This window comes from Candidatus Equadaptatus faecalis (genome assembly GCA_018065065.1).
GTDB classification, from domain to species: domain Bacteria; phylum Synergistota; class Synergistia; order Synergistales; family Synergistaceae; genus Equadaptatus; species Equadaptatus faecalis.
The window spans coordinates 1-16,435 of the sequence record JAGHTZ010000017.1; the positions used below are offsets into that span (position 1 = coordinate 1).

Genomic DNA, 16,435 nt, shown 5'->3' on the forward strand with positions numbered 1-16,435 from the left:
AACGTTTCAAAACCACCGAGCCGGAACAGGATTAAAAACAACAATTCTGTTCCCCGTCACTCTCTGCACTGTAATGTTCACAGAATAAGAAATTTGTAACACCCCCCTGACGGGGAAACGAAGAACTATGAACGCAGAACGAAAAACTGCTGAAAAAACATAGTAATATCAATGCTTTATGTCGTATTTGCAAAAGCGGGACACTAAATAAGGAATTTGTAACAGGATAACGGGAAATGCTGATAAGGACTGTGTTCGGAGCTTATTAGGAAATAAAAAACGAAAATAATTAAAAAGAAATGCTAAAGAAATTATTTTTTTTGCTTTTTTATTGCAAAACTGTGTCAATAAGCCGTAAAGCGTTGTAAATACTGCATATATGTTATTTTCGCTAAAGTTATTCGAGTTTATTCTGCGTAAAATAATGAATGATATTTTAGTCTTGACTGCTTAAAAAAATATGTGGGCACAAAAAAACCGGCTGACTGCCGGTTGGATTTTTCTGGTGGAGCTGAGGCGATTTGAACGCCCGACCCCCTCCGTGCGAGGGAGGTGCTCTCCCGCTGAGCTACAGCCCCTTAACGTACCGAAGAATTTTATACCAAGGTGCGCAGTTTTGTCAAATTAAATTCTTTAACTGCTATAATAGAGCGGAGGAAGTGATTAAATGTCTTTCGGTCCTGAGCTTGTGTGGTTTTGGAGTGAGCAGCTTAAGGTTTTTGAGAAGCGCCGCCTGTTTAAGGCAGACGGTGCAGATTCATACTGCGTGTTCACTTTTTCCGGCAGCAGGGATTCTCTTCTGCTTTCATGGAACGCACAGTTCTGCGGCGCCGCGTTTGTTTCGGAGAGTGAGAAGAAAAGACTGTTTGCTTCGTCAAAGCAGCTTCCGCCTATTATAAATCTGTTTAAGAGCCAGCTGACGGGTGCGGAGCTTGTGTCCGTGCGGCAGCTTAACCGCGACAAAATTCTTGAGTTTGCTTTTTCAAAGACTGTCGGCGCGGGTTTTGTGTCGGAGTTTTATCTCGTTTTTGAGATTATGGAGCGTTACAGCAATTTAATTCTGCTTGATTCGGACAGAAAGGTTGTTGAAGCGGCAAAGCACGTGCATCCCGCAGAAAACCGTTACCGTTCCGTTCTGCCCGGTCAGCCGTACACGGCGCCGCCTGAGTTCCGCGGCATTTCGCTTGAAACGTGGCTTGCGGAGCCTGATAAGGCAATGCTTGACGAGGTGGCGGGTTTCGGCAGAAAGTTCCGTTTCGCGGTTGAGGATAAGACGTGCTCTGAGCTTGTTTCGGGTATGAAGGATTTCTTCCGTGACAGTTCAAATATGCTGCCTCAGCTTTCCGGAAATTATTTTACGGTTTATCCGTCTTTGGTCAACGAATACGCACAGCCGCTCAGCGGTTACAGGCTTGGGCGCGAGGAGCTGCTTGCACCGCTTCTGAGGCGTGAGCTTGACGCCGCGAGAAAGAAAACGGCTGACAAAGTTAAGCATGAGCTTACGCGCAGGGAACGGCAGCTTACGGATATCATGAATCTGCTGAACGGAGAGGAGGCGTCTGAGTTTAAGCGACGGGCGGATCTGATTACGGCTAATTTGTGGCAGATGAAGCAGGGCACCAGTGCGGAGATTAAGTGCTACAACGATGAGGGAGAGGAAGTTTCCGTTGTCGTGCCGCTTGATCCGGCTTTTACGCCAGCGAAGAATGCTGAGCGGCTTTACGCGAAATACAAGAAGATTACTGCTGCGCAGAACAGGGCGGCAGCGCTGCTTTTCAAGGTGCAGGGCGAGATCGCAGAGCTGAATGAGCAGCTTGCGCTTGCACAGACGCTGGAGGATACGGATGAGCTGGAAGCGCTCGGCAGGGAAGTCGGGCTTCGTGATGCCAAGCCCAAAAACAAGAAGAATGCCGATACGCTTCCGCCGTACAAGCGTTTTGATTTTGATTACGCGATAGTCGTTGCCGGTCTTTCTGCAAAGGGGAACCGCTACGCTACGTTTAAGTTTGCAAAGCCGGACGATATATGGTTTCACGCGCAGGGCGTGCCCGGTTCGCACGTTATTCTGCGTTTCACGAGGGCTGTTACGGAGGAGGAACGCGCTTATGCGGAGAAGTTCTGCGCTTCGCTTGCGTGCTGCTTCTGCAAAACGCCCGTGTACGGCCTGAGAGTGGATTTCTGCGAAAGAAAACAGGTCACAGGAATTCCAGGGCAGACCGCGAACGTTACGTACAGGGATTTCAAATCCGCCGACGGCGATCCGTTCTTTTGGGACGAGAGCCTGAGAGCTTCCGAAAACGGGAATAATTAATTTCCTGTCTGAGCCGTTAAGTTTTGCCGCATATAATATTTTTGGGCAGAAAATTTGTCGCAGTTGTTGACATTTTTTTGTTTTTCTGTTGTAATTTTCTTTGTTCGGCTGTTAAAGGCACGGTGATTTGATGCTCAGAGAAGACAATTTCTGCGTTTCCTGCTCTGTTTCATACGCTTCGCAGTTCAATGCGGAGCAGTTTATGCGTACTGCAAGGACGGTTCTGCCTTCACTGAACGAAAAGGACAGCTATATACGCTCAGGTCTGTTTATCCATCCGGAAGCAAGAGATTTTGTATCCTCTTTCAAGTGCTGCGGAAGTTCGACAGCTGACGGTTCCAGAATAGAGGTTTTGCAGCTTCAGCTGACGGGTATGCTTGACTCTGCCTCTTTCGATGCGGCGACCGAGTTTGTCTGCCGTCATCTTCTTGAAAATTCATGCGACGCGGCGTTTGTCTCTTTCACGCCTGCTTCGGGAAAAGGCTGGAGAACCGCGCTTGTCCGTTCGCCGCGTTTCTGCAGTTTTGAAATACCTCAGGACATTGTCCGTTATATGATTGAAAAACTTTTGCGCGTGTATCTTGCAAAAAATTGTCAGCTGACTGAGGCGGAGCTTGACGTGTGCTTCCCGAAGGAAGGCTCGCTTGTTGACGATACGCAGCTTAAGGATAAGGCACGCATAATTGACGCCGCGCTGAAAACAATGCGTTTCTGCGACCCTGCGGTCGGCAACGGGCAGCTTGCCAACGCGCTCGTTAATGCGGTTGTCAGCCGCAGACTGAGGCTGAATAAATTTTTTACGCATAAAATGGAGCGCACGGAAGAAAAATTTTTCAGAAACGCTCTGGAAAATTCGCTCTGTGCGACAGACTGCGACCCGGGCATCGTTGAAACGTTCAAGCTTGAAATGCGCCTCAATATGCCCGATGCCGCTCTTGACGGCAGAATTGTGTGGGGCAACGTGCTGCTTGAAGACCTTTTCGGAAGAAAGCGTTTCCATGCCGTTATTTCCGACCCGCCTCACATGAAACAAGACTATTTCTTCTTTATCAAGAAAGAGCTTGCAAATTATAAAGCCGATTCGCAGAATGCCGACATATACTGCTATTATGCGGAACGCTCCTTCGATTTGCTGGAGAGCGGCGGAATTGCAATGCTTCTTACATCAAACCGCTGGATGCGCGCGGATTACGGCAGGGGACTGCGCGGTTTCCTTGCCTCCAAAAACGTGCTTGAAATTGTTGACTACGGAAATATTCCGGCGCTTGACGGCTCAAATATGTCAATGTCGCTTTTTACCGCTGAAAATTCTCCGGCTTCCGGAAATCCCGTCAGATTTGTTTCGACCGATACAGAGCGTTCGATAACCGACCTGCTGAGTTTTGCGGAAGAAAACGCGGGCTCGCTTGACCTTTCAGCCCTTTCTTCCAAACGCTGGAAACTTGCCCCTGCGTCGGTTTCGTCCCTGCTGGACAAGCTTCAGAGCATTGGTATCCCGCTTGAGGAATACGCAGGAAAGAAAAAACTTTTCCGCGGAATTCTGACCGGCTGCAACAAGGCTTTTACAATGGAACGCGAAAAGGCGGAAAAATTGATTGAAAAAGACGCAAAATACGCTGAAATTCTTAAGCCGTTCCTTTCAGGCAGAAACGTAAAACGCTATGCCAAGCCTGTTGTTAAAAAATATCTGATATGTATACCGCGCGGCTTCACTGACGCGCACAGAAACGGAGCCGACCCTGAAGAATGGTTCGCTGAAAATTATTTTGACGCCGCGCTGCATCTGAGCAGCTTCCAGAACATTGCAGAACACCGGCGCGACCAGGGGGATTACTGGTGGGAACTGCGTTCGTTCAAGCATTACGAAGCGCTTTCCGAACCTAAAATAATTTGTCCGACGATTGTCAGCAAGGTTTCCGCGACAATGGACCTTGACGGTCTGTACTCAAACGACAAAACGTCGGTAATAATCGGGGAAGATTATTATCTGCTCGGTATTCTCAATTCGCGCGTGATGGATTTTTGGTTCAGGCAGAGAGCAGGCGAACTGCTGAACGGCTATTACGAACTCAAACCTGCCGACATTGCCCGTGTGCCCGTCGTTAAAGTAAGCCTGACTCGGAAAAGCAGTGTTAAGCTCCGCGACGAGATCGCAGAGTGCGCGAAGCGCCTGCTGAAAATATATGCCGGAGGCAGCAAAACGCTTCTTCCCGAACAGAGAGACGCTGCGTTTGAAACAGAGCGCAGGCTCAATGCCTGTGTGAACAAGCTGTACAGGCTGACAACAGCTGAGATAAAGATTACGGAGAATTTCTGATAAAAGCGTGATATAATTCTTGCGTTTTCGGGATGTAGCGCAGTCTGGTTAGCGCACCTGCTTTGGGAGCAGGGGGTCGTCGGTTCGAATCCGACCATCCCGACCATAATTTTTGTACAGCACAGCGTTTAGAATTCTGCTTGACTATTTTGCGCTTTCGCTGTAATATACTCTCCGTCGCGAGACGCGAGTATGCGGAAATAGCTCAGTTGGTAGAGCGACGGCCTTCCAAGCCGTAGGTCGCGGGTCCGAATCCCGTTTTCCGCTCCATTGAAATCATGGCCTCCACGGCAACGCGGAGGTCTTTTTAACAGGAGGAAACAATATGAAAAAGACAGTTATAGCATTGCTTGCAGCACTTTCAATCTGCATTGTTCCGGCAGTTTCTTTTGCGGCAGAGCTTGTCGGTTACATCAATCCGGCAGAGGTTATGTCCAAACACCCCAAATTCGCATCTGTTCAGAAACAGATAGCGGCATTTGCCGACCAGAAGGAAAAAGAGGTTGACAAGGAAGTTGAGAAGGCAAAGGACGACAAAACCAAGGAGCAGATAATCCGCAAAAAAGCGAGAGAAGTCGCCGATAAGGAAAACGCCCTTATGCAGCCGATTTTCAAAGACGTCAGCAATGCAGTTCAGGCAGCGGCAAAGGCAAGCGGCTGCAAGGTCGTAGTCAATATGCAGTACGTTGTCTGCGGCGGCGTGGACCTTACGAAAGACGCAATAGCGAAGCTTAAATAATTTCTTGCATTAAACGTGTGTCGGCGGTAAGATTTTACCGCCGGTAGGGAACGCAATCACATCCCGCCGTACGGCGGGATTTTTGTATGGTGATGGTATGGACAGACAGACAGCAGGTTTCAGAAAAAAATTTGAGGCTGCCGGAAAAAGACAAGGCTGGCTGCAAAGCGCTTCCATTCTTGCCGCCGTTTCGGGCGGCGGGGATTCTGTTGCCCTGCTCTGGCTGCTCAAAAATTTTTACAAGGGAAAAATCGCTGCGGCGCATATAGACCACTGCACAAGAAATGGCGCTTCTCACAGAGACGCTGATTTTGTCCGAAAGCTTTGCGAAAAATGGGATATTCCCTGTTTCGTTAAAGAAATTGACGTTGAAAAAGAAAAACTGACGGGCGAATCTTTTGAAATGGCGGCGCGCAGAATACGCTACGGATTTTTTGACGGGCTTGCCGCTGCCGAAAAATTTGATTTTATCGCACTCGGGCATAATCTTGACGATCTTGTTGAAACACAGCTGCTCAATCTTTTCAGGGGAACGGGCATTGACGGATTGCGCGGCATTCCCGAAGTGCGCGGCAGGATTGTCCGTCCGGTTATTGATTTTCGCAGGGACGAACTGAGAAAAATTTTGTCGGCACGGGAAATTTCCTGGTGCGAAGACGAAACAAATGCAGGGAATACATACAAAAGGAACAAGATCAGAAACGACCTTATCCCGTGGATAAAAGAAAACATGAACGCCAATTTTGAAATATCTATGGCGGCACTTGCCCGTCAGGCAGCGGAATTGTCCGCCGTGCGCAACGCAAAAGCGGAAACGCTGCTTGCGGATATTTCCTGCGAAAACGGGACGGCGCTCGCAGCATGGCGCAGAAATGCCGTAAAGGGGCTTGCAGATTCCGATATTTCAGAGCTGTTCCGCTTGCAGGGGAAAAAGCTCGGACTGCCGGTGCTTGACAGAAAACGCACGGAAGAGCTTGTGAGGCTTGCAAAAGCTGGCGGCAGATGGCGTTTCCAGTGGGCGGCGGATATTGAAGTGTGCAGAACGGCAGAGGGAATTTTCTGGCTGCACAGAGCAGACGCAGAACGGATATAAATAAGAATTTTAAGTCAAATTACCGATAAAAAGCATCATTATATGTGGTATCATTACTGGGAAATTTAATTTACGTACGGAACAAGGGGTGCGCTCTATGGATTACAGGCTTGACAAGGTTCTCATAAGCAAAGAGGAAATTCAGAAGAAGATTAAAGAGCTCGGAGAGCAGATTGCGCAGGATTACAAAGGCGAAGAACTGATTTGTATCTGTGTTCTGACCGGGGCTTTTGTTTTTCTTGCCGACATGGTCCGTGCAATAGGCAAAGAGGTTGACGTCAAGGTTGATTTCATGGTCATTTCTTCTTACGGCAGCGGAACGAAAAGCAGCGGGGTAGTGCAGATTCATAAGGATCTCAGTAACTCCATAGAGGGAAAACACGTCCTTATCATAGAGGATATTATCGATTCCGGACTTTCGCTTTCTTATCTGCTTAAACTTCTCGGAGACCGCCATCCCAAGAGTCTCAACGTATGCGTCTGCTTTGACAAGCCTGACCGCCGCAAGAAAGAGATTGAAACGAAATACACCGGCTTTGTCATTCCCGACGAATTTGTGGTCGGCTACGGTCTTGACGTTGCTGAAAAATACCGCCATCTCGATGCGCTTTATTCGGTAAAGGCTGTTGCGGAATAAAAAGAAAAGAGGTCCAGCTTTGAACAAATTTAAAAATATCGGCGTTTACATAGTCGTAATCGTTCTTGCAGTAAGTCTTGTGAACATCTTTATAAATCCCGGCACTGAAACGGAGAAAAAAACGGTGCTCGATTTCACCTACAGCCAGCTGTTGCAGAACGTTGCGGACGGAAAAGTCAAATCTGTTGAAATAGACCACAACGAGCATATAAAAGGCGTACTTGCCGACGGCAAAGAGTTCGCGACGGATATTCTCGATGCCGAAACGCTTCCGGCAAAGCTTGCCGAAAAGGGCGTTGAAGTCAAGGTTATCCCGCCCAAGGAAAGCACGTGGTACAGCACGCTGCTTATTTCTCTGCTTCCTACGCTGCTTCTTGTCGCCGTGTGGATTTTCTTCATGAACCGCATGCAGGGCGGAGGCAGAATGATGGACTTTGCAAGAAGCAAAGCCAAAATGTTCCTTGACAACAGAAAGAAAGTCACGTTCGCGGACGTTGCGGGGTGTGATGAAGCCAAGGAAGAGCTTATGGAAATAGTTGAGTTCCTCAAAAAGCCGGATCGCTTTGCAAACCTCGGCGCGCGTGTTCCCAAGGGCGTGCTGCTGCTCGGCTCACCCGGCACCGGCAAAACGCTGCTTGCAAGAGCCTGCGCCGGAGAGGCGGAAGTGCCGTTCTTCAGCATAAGCGGTTCAGATTTTGTCGAGATGTTTGTCGGCGTCGGCGCTGCCCGTGTCCGTGATATGTTTGACCAGGCGCACAAGATGCATCCGTGCATTATTTTCATAGACGAAATAGACGCGGTCGGACGCCAGAGAGGTACGGGACTCGGCGGAGGGCATGACGAAAGAGAACAGACGCTCAACCAGCTGCTGATTGAGATGGACGGTTTTGAGGACAATTCCGGAATAATAGTTATAGCCGCCACCAACAGGGCTGACGTTCTTGACCCTGCTCTGCTGCGCTCAGGACGCTTTGACAGACAGATAGTTGTTGACGTGCCCGACGTTAAAGGCAGGGAGGCAATTCTCCGCGTTCATCTGCAAAACAAAAAGGTTGCCGACGGCGTGGATATAGCGACAATTGCCAAACGCACACCGGGCTTTGTCGGCGCGGATCTTGAAAACATTACGAATGAAGCTGCACTCCTTGCCGCGAGACACGGCAAGGAAAAGATAGAAATGCCGGAATTTGAAGAAGCAATAGACAAGGTTATTGCCGGACCCGAACGCAAGAGCTTTGTACTTACGGAAAGGGACAAAAAAATTACCGCCTGCCACGAAGCGGGACACGCCGTTGTCGCGAGCAAGCTTGACGGAGCCACAAAAGTTCACAAGGTTTCCATTATCCCGCGAGGCAGAGCGCTCGGGCTCACCTGGCAGATACCTGACACAGACAAGGTGCACATTGCGAAAAGCGACATGCTGAACGAAATAACTACGCTGCTTGGCGGACGCTGCGCGGAAGTGCTCAAATTCAAAGACGTAACCACGGGTGCGTCCAACGACCTTGAAAGAGCCACGCAGGCGGCACGCGACATGGTTACGCGCTACGGCATGAGCGAAAAGCTTGGGCTGGTGGTGCTTGGCAGACAGCAGCATGAAGTATTCCTCGGTCGTGATTTTGCGGACGAAAGCAAAAATTACAGCGGGGAAATCGCATACGAAATAGACAAGGAAGTACGCAGCATAATAGACGGCTGCTTTGCGAAAGCAAAGGAAATTCTTGAAGCCAACGAAGCCGTTCTCGACGATATGACCACGCGCCTGCTTGAAAAAGAGGTGCTTGAAGGAAATGAGCTTGCCGAGCTTCTCGGCTATCCGCCGGAGGAAGAACCGGAAAAGAAAGACGCGGAAACTGCGGAAACAGACGAAAACGCCGGAAAACAAGAGCAGACGCCGGAAGTCGCAGCAGAAAACAACGTTTCTGAAAATACTGAAGCGTAACTAAAAGTATACCGAAAAACTCCGCGATTTTAAAGTGTGACTTTAAAATCGCGGAGTTTTTATAATCTGTTAAGCGTTTTGGAAGACAGAAATATATTTATTCATTTACAGCAGATGCGCCCTGAGCCACTCTCCGTCTTTTGCGATGAGATACGCCGGCGGTATATCAAAAATCGTGCGGCAGCCTGTCTGTCCCTCCTGTGACATTCTGTGAGCCGCTCTTGCAAGGGCGACGAGAATGCTGCTTGTGAACTCCGGATTTGAGTCAAGCGTCAGCTTGTATTCGATTATCTGTTTAGTTTCTTCGTTCCAGCCGGTTTTGCCGCCGCGTATTACGAACCCGCCGTGCGGAAGTCCGCTGTGTTTGGCAAGCAGTTCTTCTTCGCTTATAAAGTGTACAGTAGTGTCATATTCGTCGAAGTAGTTCGGCATTGTTTTTATCTCGCGTTCGACGCGCTCGGCGTCCGCGCCTTCCTCAAGCACGACGTAGCATTCGCGCGTATGCTTCTGCCTTGTCGTAAGCTCCGGATTTTCGCCGTTTCTGACAGAATCAAGCGCCGCCTGCACGGGGCAGGTGTACTGCTTTGCATTCTTTACCCCGTCAATGCGCCTGATTGCGTCGGAATGTCCTTGGCTTACACCGCGTCCCCAGAAGGTGTAATCCTTTCCGCTGACGAGAATTGCGTTGGCGTAAAGTCTCTGCAGAGAGAACATGCCCGGGTCCCAGCCGCCTGAAATAACGGCGAGATTGCCGCCTGCTTTTGCTGAGGCGTTGACGTTTGCAAAATGCTCCGGAATTTTTGCGTGGGTGTCGAAGCTGTCAACGACGTTGAAAAGCTTTGCTGCTTCCGGTGTCTGAACGGGAAGATCGCGTGCCGAGCCTCCGCAGAGAATAAGCACGTCTATTCTGCCCTTGTATTTTTCAAGCGACGATACGTTTTCAACGGCCGCCGTGTCTGTCAGTATTTTTACATCGGAAGGATTTCTCCTTGTGAAAACCGCTTCAAGCTGCATGTCGGGGTTTTGTTTTACGGCGCATTCAACGCCGTGTCCGAGATTGCCGTAGCCGAGTATGCCTATCTTTGTCGTCATGTGTTTCACTCCCTGCAAGAGATAATTTTCATGCTGAAAGTATACACTAAAAAAGGCGGATTACCGTGTTAAAATTAAGTCATGAATGAGAAATTTAAGCTTGTGTCTCCGTGGCCCATGTCCGGAGACCAGCCTGAGGCTGTTGAAAAGCTGCTGAAGGGCTTTACAGAGGAACACGCCGTTCAGACGCTGCTGGGGGTTACGGGCAGCGGAAAGACCTTTACCATGGCGAATATCATTCAGGGGCTTCAGCGCCCTACGCTTATCATGGCGCACAACAAAACGCTTGCGGCGCAGCTTTACAGCGAATTTAAGGAGTTTTTCCCCGAAAATTCCGTAAATTATTTTGTAAGCTATTATGACTATTATCAGCCGGAAGCGTACATGCCCGCACAGGACATATACATTGAAAAGGACGCTTCCGTCAACGAACGTATTGAAAAGCTGCGGCTCGCGACGACGAAGGCTCTGCTTGAACGGCGCGACGTTATAGTCGTTGCCTCCGTTTCCAGCATATACGGACTCGGCAAGCGGCAGAATTACGAGGACGCGATTATTTGGCTGAAAACAGGTCAGAACTGGGAACGCAGGGCGTTTATGACGAGGCTTCTTGACGCCTATTACACGAGAAACGACCTGACACTTACTCCGGGCACCTTCCGCAGCAGAGGGGAGTTTATAGAGATATTCCCGTCTTACAGCGATACGGCGGTGCGAATAGGCTTCTTTGACGACGAGATAGACAGGCTTGAAGAGATAGACCCTGTAAGCGGACACTGCGTAAAGGTTACGGACCACATAGGAATTTATCCGTCAGAACAGTACGTTACAACGAGAGAAGCTATCGAACGCGCCTCAGAAGGCATAAAACAGGAGCTTGAAGAATGTCTGCTGAAGCTGAACGGAGAGGGAAAACTGCTCGAAGCCGAACGGCTTAAAATGCGTACGACCTATGACCTTGAAATGCTGAACGAGGTAGGCTACTGTTCCGGAATTGAAAACTACTCTCGTTTCCTCGAAGGACGAGAGAAAGGGGAGCCGCCCGGAACGCTGCTTGACTTTTTCCCTCCGGACGCGCTTATATTTGTTGACGAGTCGCACATAACGCTGCCTCAGGTGCGCGGAATGTACAACGGAGACAGGGCGCGTAAGGACGTGCTTGTAGAGCACGGTTTCAGGCTTCCGTCCTGTCTTGACAACCGTCCGCTGAAATGGGACGAGTTTGAGCCGAAGCTTCACAGAGATACGCTGTTTGTTTCAGCTACGCCCGGGGATTACGAATTTTCACATTCGCTCCACGTCGTTGAGCAGCTTATACGGCCGACGGGACTTCCCGACCCTGTTATAGAGGTTCAGCCTGCCACGGGGCAGGTGGACGCTCTTGTTGCCGAGCTGCGTCCGATTATAGAGCGCGGGGAGAGGGCGCTTGTGACGACGCTTACTAAACGCTCCGCCGAGGATTTGGCTGAATATCTTGCCGAACTTGGAATAAAGGTGCGCTACATACATTCAGAGCTTGACACTTTTGAACGCGCCGAACTGCTCAGGGATCTGCGTCTTGGCGTGTTCAACGTGCTTGTAGGCGTGAACCTGCTGCGTGAAGGGCTTGACCTGCCTGAGGTTTCGCTCGTGGCGATACTTGACGCGGACAAAGAGGGTTTTCTGCGCGCGCACCGTTCGCTTATACAGATGGTAGGCAGGGCGGCGAGAAACGAAGCGGGACGGGTAATTCTTTTCGCGGACACGATTACGGACAGCATAGACGCAACGATAAAGGAAACAGCAAGGCGAAGGGAAGCACAAATTGCATACAATGAAAAGCACGGTATAGTTCCGAAAAGCGTGCAGAAAGCGGTTAAAAATCTGCTGCCGGAAGAAATGCTTGACGAAGAGGGAACATATGCAGAACACCGCGCGGCAGAACCGGAAGAAAAGGAATACAATATCAAGGAACTTGAAAAAGCAATGTGGACGGCGGTTGAGAAACTTGATTTTGAAAGAGCCGCCGAACTGAGAGATCTTATACAGGAACTGAGAGGTGGAGAGAAGCTTGAAACAGTGCATAAGCATAAAGGGCGCAAGGCAAAACAATTTAAAAAACATAGACGTTGAAATACCGAAATATCAGCTGGTCGTAATAACGGGACCGTCGGGCAGCGGAAAATCCTCGCTTGCCTTTGACACGATATACGCCGAAGGGCAGAGCCGTTACGTAGAGTCGCTCTCCTCATACGCAAGACAATTCCTCGGAATGTCGGACAAACCGGACGTTGACGAGATAACGGGGCTTTCTCCAGCAATTTCAATAGAACAGAAAGGAACAAACCACAACCCGCGTTCAACGGTCGGCACCGTCACCGAAATATACGATTATCTCCGTCTGCTTTTCGGCAGGGCGGGAATTCCGCACTGTCCGAAATGCGGTAAAGAGGTGCACCGTTACAGCGTTGACGAAATAGTTGACAAAATTTTCCGCGAATATGACGGTCTGCCGCTTGAAATTTATTCCCCTGTAATAAAAGGCAAAAAAGGCGAATTCAAAAATACTCTGCAAAAACTGCACAAACAGGGTTATCTCCGCGCTCGCATTGACGGTGACGTCGTGTGGCTGGAGGAAGAAGTGGAACTTGAAAAAAACAAACGTCACACGATAGAATGTGTTATAGACAGGCTTAAGGTGCGCGAAGACAACAGAATGCGCCTCACGGAAGCGGTTGAAATGGCGCTTAAGCTTTCGGACGGCTTTGTCCTGCTTGTGTCAAAAGACAAACCGGAGCTTGAACTGACTGAACGCTACATCTGTCCGGACTGCGAAGTGAGCCTGCCTGAAATTGAACCGAGATTTTTCTCTTTTAACGCGCCATCCGGCGCGTGTCCCGAATGTTCGGGACTCGGTTTTCACGCGCATTTTTCGGAGGAACTCTCCGTTGACCCGTCGCTGAGTCTTGACGACGGGGCGTTCCTGCCGTGGAAAACCATGAAATATATGATTGAAAAGGCTCACGCCCTTGCTGATTTCAAAGGCTGGGACATATCAAAACCGTTTGGCGAACTGCCTGAGGAAGTGCGCCGTGCGCTCGTTTACGGCAGCGACGAAAAAATACCGATGATTTTTGAAACCAAACATGGCGACTGGGAATACAACGGACATTATCCCGGACTTATTCCGTGGCTTGAAAAACGCTACGGCGAAACCGAGTCCGAAAACTACCGTGAAGAACTGATGCGTTACCGAGTGGAAGACGAATGTTCATCGTGTCACGGGGCAAGGCTCCGTCCTGAAGCGCTCGCGGTTACGCTCGGCGGTTACAATATTGCGGAGCTTTCCAATCTTACGGTTGAAGAGCATATAAAGGTGCTTGACGGGCTGAAACTCGGAAAACAGGAACAGAAAATTGTCGGACAGGCGGTCAACGAAGTCCGCAAGCGTCTTGCTTTCCTTGTTGACGTCGGCGCAGGCTATCTCACGCTTTCCCGCCGTGCGGACACGCTTTCGGGCGGCGAAAGCCAGAGAATACGCCTCGCGACGCAGATAGGCTCACAGCTCACGGGAGTCCTCTACGTGCTGGACGAGCCGACGATAGGGCTTCATCCGCGCGACACAAACAAACTGCTCGCGACGCTTAAGGTGATACGCGACCTCGGCAACAGCGTCGTAGTCGTTGAACACGATAGGGACACGATGCTTGCCGCAGATTATCTTGTTGAATTAGGTCCCGAAGCAGGGGAAAACGGAGGGTATCTTGTTGCGGAAGGCAGCGCAGACGAACTGCGCAAAGGCGATTCCTCCACTGCGAAATATCTGCGCGGGGAAGCAGACGGCGTGTACAGCTCCGTCAAAAAATACAGAAGACCGAACGGCTGGCTGAAACTTACCGGCTGCCGCGAAAACAATCTGAAAAATATCAAAGCGGAAATTCCGCTCGGCGTGTTCGGAGCAATCAGCGGCGTTTCAGGCTCAGGCAAAAGCACACTGCTTTACGAAATACTTTACAAAGGGCTGCGCGGAAAATTTGACAGCGAATACCGCGAACGTCCCGGAAAATTCGACGACATCAAAGGCTGGGAAAAGCTGCGCAACGTTGTTCTTGTTGACCAGAGCCCGATAGGGCGCACGCCGCGTTCAAATCCAGCGACCTATACGGGTGTATTTTCCGCCATACGCGAATTTTTCTCCGAACTGCACGAAGCAAAACTGCGCGGCTACGCGCCCGGGCGGTTCAGCTTCAACGTAAAGGGCGGACGCTGCGAAGCGTGCAACGGAGACGGCGTCCTGAAGGTCTCCATGCTCTTTCTCCCCGACGTCTACGTAAAATGCGACGTCTGCAAAGGACAGCGCTACAACCGCGAAACGCTTGAAGTAAAATACAAGGGACACTCCATAGCGGACGTTCTGAACCTGACGGTTGACGAAGCCTGCGAGCTTTTTGCTGGAATACCGAAAATACTCAACAAACTTAAGGTAATTCAGGAAGCGGGTCTTGGCTACATACGGCTCGGACAGTCGGCTACAACGCTCAGCGGAGGTGAAGCGCAGCGCGTAAAACTCGCCACGGAACTGAGCAAAAAATTCCGCGGAAACACGCTCTATCTGCTTGACGAACCAACTACCGGACTGCACTATACGGACGTGCAAAAACTGCTCAAACTTCTGCACAGGCTCGTTGACCAGGGAAATTCGGTGATTGTTATAGAGCACAACCTTGACGTGCTTGCCTCATCAGACTACATAATTGACCTCGGACCTGACGGAGGCAAAAACGGCGGCGAAATATCGGCAAAGGGAACGCCGGCACAGATTGCCGAATCCGGAACGGAAACGGGAAAATATCTTGGACAGTTCCTGAAAGAAACCGCACGCGGCAAAACGGAGGAAAAAAATGAGAAAAACAGAAAACAGAAATAAACAACGGGAATATCCGACTGAAAAAAAAGAACCGGCGGAAGAACTCTGCTGGGGCAGAAATCCGGTAATATCCCTGCTTGAAAACAGCCCCGAACGCTGCTCAAAGGTGCTGCTTGCCAAAAACGTGCAGCCGCACGTAAAGGCAAAAATTGAAGAGCTATGCCGCGCGTCAAAAATAGTATTCAACAGCGTTGACTCTGCCTCGCTGGACAGGCTCTGCAACGGTGAAAATCATCAGGGAACCGCAGCGTACATGCTCCCCGTTACGCTCCTTGACGCGGAAGAATTTATACCTTCGCTTCCCAAGGCTCCGGCGCCGTGCCTCGTTCTGCTCTGCGACCATCTCCAAGATCCGCACAATCTGGGCGCAGTAATCCGAAGCGCCGAGGCGGCGGGGGCAAGCGGGGTAATAATTCCCAAACGCGGAAGTTGCATGCCCACGGGAACGGTTGTCAAAACCAGTGCCGGAGCGGCTTTGCGCCTGCCTGTTGCCCGTACCGGAAACGTTGCGCAGACGATAAAACTGTTTCAGGACGAAAATTTCTGGACTGTCGGACTTGCCATGGAAGGCAGCGAAACGCTCTTCAAAGAAGACATGCCGCCGCGCCTTCTGCTCGTAATAGGTGCAGAGGGAGACGGACTCGGACACGCTGCGGAAAAAGCCTGCGATGAGCTGAGAAAAATACCCATGCAGGGAAGCACGGGCTCGCTCAACGCCTCAGTTGCAGCCTCGCTTGCGCTCTTTGAATGGACGAGAAGCAGAAAATAGTTCTTTACGAGATCGCGTACTTGACTTGGTAATTCGCTAAGTATATAATAACTAAGCTATTTCAGGAGCAGTTGCTGAAAGAGCGGGCAGTCCCGCTCTTTCTTTTGTTAAAGGGGGGCTTGTTTTGGATAACGAAAAGCTTGAAGAAATTTACGCTGAGATGAAGAAGTGCATTGAAACCGAGGGGTACAACTGCGCAGGTTTCGAGCTTGTTTCCGAATGCGGCATGAATATTCTCCGCGCGTATATTGATATGCCGGGCGGCGTTGATTTGTCGGACTGCGAGACGGTCGCGAGGGTGGTTACTGATTATCTTGATACGGTTGAGAGTGCTTTGCCCGACCGTTACTATCTTGAGGTGAGTTCTCTCGGTCTTGAGCGTCCGCTTTTCTGTATGGAGGATTACGCGGCGCAGTGCGGCAAGAAGATTGCAATAAATCTCAAGAGCGGCAAGAAACTTGAGGCGACGCTTTGCGAGGCAGCCGATGACGAAATTGTTGTAATTGACAAATCTGGTGATAAAAGAACGATAGCTTTTGAAGATATCAGAAAAGCCAATCTGATTTACGAGGAAGAGAGCGGTCAGAAAAAGAGTTTCAAGAAAACGCCGCGCAAGAAAAAATAACACA

The 16,435-nt window shown here is 50.0% G+C and carries 11 protein-coding genes and 3 tRNA genes; 12 read left to right on the forward strand and 2 right to left on the reverse strand.

Annotated features, from left to right (window positions below; genetic code table 11):
* Nucleotides 1-503: 503 nt before the first annotated feature.
* Nucleotides 504-578 (reverse strand) — tRNA-Ala (locus tag KBS54_01205).
* Between the two features lie 89 nt (nucleotides 579-667).
* On the opposite strand from KBS54_01205, the gene KBS54_01210 reads away from it, so the two are divergent.
* The 8 genes from KBS54_01210 (at nucleotide 668) to ftsH (ending at nucleotide 9,039) form a co-directional block, all read left to right on the forward strand.
* The gene (locus KBS54_01210; protein MBQ0054751.1) at nucleotides 668-2,311 is read left to right on the forward strand and encodes an NFACT family protein; all 1,644 of its coding nucleotides are present in this window, start codon (nucleotides 668-670) and stop codon (nucleotides 2,309-2,311) included.
* Between the two features lie 127 nt (nucleotides 2,312-2,438).
* The gene (locus KBS54_01215) at nucleotides 2,439-4,628 is read left to right on the forward strand and encodes a hypothetical protein (GenBank protein MBQ0054752.1); all 2,190 of its coding nucleotides are present in this window, start codon (nucleotides 2,439-2,441) and stop codon (nucleotides 4,626-4,628) included.
* Between the two features lie 28 nt (nucleotides 4,629-4,656).
* Nucleotides 4,657-4,734: transfer RNA gene (locus KBS54_01220), tRNA-Pro, on the forward strand.
* An 88-nt stretch (nucleotides 4,735-4,822) separates the two neighbouring features.
* Nucleotides 4,823-4,898 (forward strand) — tRNA-Gly (locus tag KBS54_01225).
* Between the two features lie 55 nt (nucleotides 4,899-4,953).
* Entirely contained in the window at nucleotides 4,954-5,367 is a 414-nt protein-coding gene (locus tag KBS54_01230) for an OmpH family outer membrane protein (protein MBQ0054753.1), read from the forward strand.
* A 97-nt stretch (nucleotides 5,368-5,464) separates the two neighbouring features.
* Nucleotides 5,465-6,460, forward strand: coding sequence for a tRNA lysidine(34) synthetase TilS (tilS, locus tag KBS54_01235; GenBank protein MBQ0054754.1), 996 nt, complete (start codon nucleotides 5,465-5,467; stop codon nucleotides 6,458-6,460).
* Between the two features lie 97 nt (nucleotides 6,461-6,557).
* Nucleotides 6,558-7,097, forward strand: a complete 540-nt coding sequence (hpt, locus tag KBS54_01240) for a hypoxanthine phosphoribosyltransferase (protein MBQ0054755.1) — start codon at nucleotides 6,558-6,560, stop codon at nucleotides 7,095-7,097.
* 19 nt (nucleotides 7,098-7,116) lie between these two features.
* Complete coding sequence (ftsH, locus tag KBS54_01245) at nucleotides 7,117-9,039, forward strand: ATP-dependent zinc metalloprotease FtsH (GenBank protein MBQ0054756.1); 1,923 nt, start codon at nucleotides 7,117-7,119, stop codon at nucleotides 9,037-9,039.
* A 105-nt stretch (nucleotides 9,040-9,144) separates the two neighbouring features.
* Here the strand turns inward: ftsH and KBS54_01250 are convergent, their stop codons facing one another.
* Nucleotides 9,145-10,131, reverse strand: a complete 987-nt coding sequence (locus KBS54_01250) for a diaminopimelate dehydrogenase (protein ID MBQ0054757.1) — start codon at nucleotides 10,129-10,131, stop codon at nucleotides 9,145-9,147.
* An 81-nt stretch (nucleotides 10,132-10,212) separates the two neighbouring features.
* Between KBS54_01250 and uvrB the strand changes: the two genes are divergently transcribed.
* The 4 genes from uvrB to KBS54_01270 all read left to right on the forward strand — a co-directional run bounded on the left by uvrB (nucleotide 10,213) and on the right by KBS54_01270 (nucleotide 16,431).
* Nucleotides 10,213-12,243: an excinuclease ABC subunit UvrB gene (uvrB, locus tag KBS54_01255; GenBank protein MBQ0054758.1), complete on the forward strand. Its 2,031-nt coding sequence runs from the start codon at nucleotides 10,213-10,215 to the stop codon at nucleotides 12,241-12,243.
* Nucleotides 12,182-15,037, forward strand: a complete 2,856-nt coding sequence (gene uvrA / locus KBS54_01260; GenBank protein ID MBQ0054759.1) for an excinuclease ABC subunit UvrA — start codon at nucleotides 12,182-12,184, stop codon at nucleotides 15,035-15,037. Before uvrB ends, uvrA begins: the two co-directional genes overlap by 62 nt.
* Entirely contained in the window at nucleotides 15,012-15,806 is a 795-nt protein-coding gene (gene rlmB / locus KBS54_01265; protein ID MBQ0054760.1) for a 23S rRNA (guanosine(2251)-2'-O)-methyltransferase RlmB, read from the forward strand. Before uvrA ends, rlmB begins: the two co-directional genes overlap by 26 nt.
* A gap of 124 nt (nucleotides 15,807-15,930) precedes the next feature.
* Nucleotides 15,931-16,431, forward strand: coding sequence for a hypothetical protein (locus KBS54_01270; protein MBQ0054761.1), 501 nt, complete (start codon nucleotides 15,931-15,933; stop codon nucleotides 16,429-16,431).
* Nucleotides 16,432-16,435 lie beyond the last annotated feature (4 nt).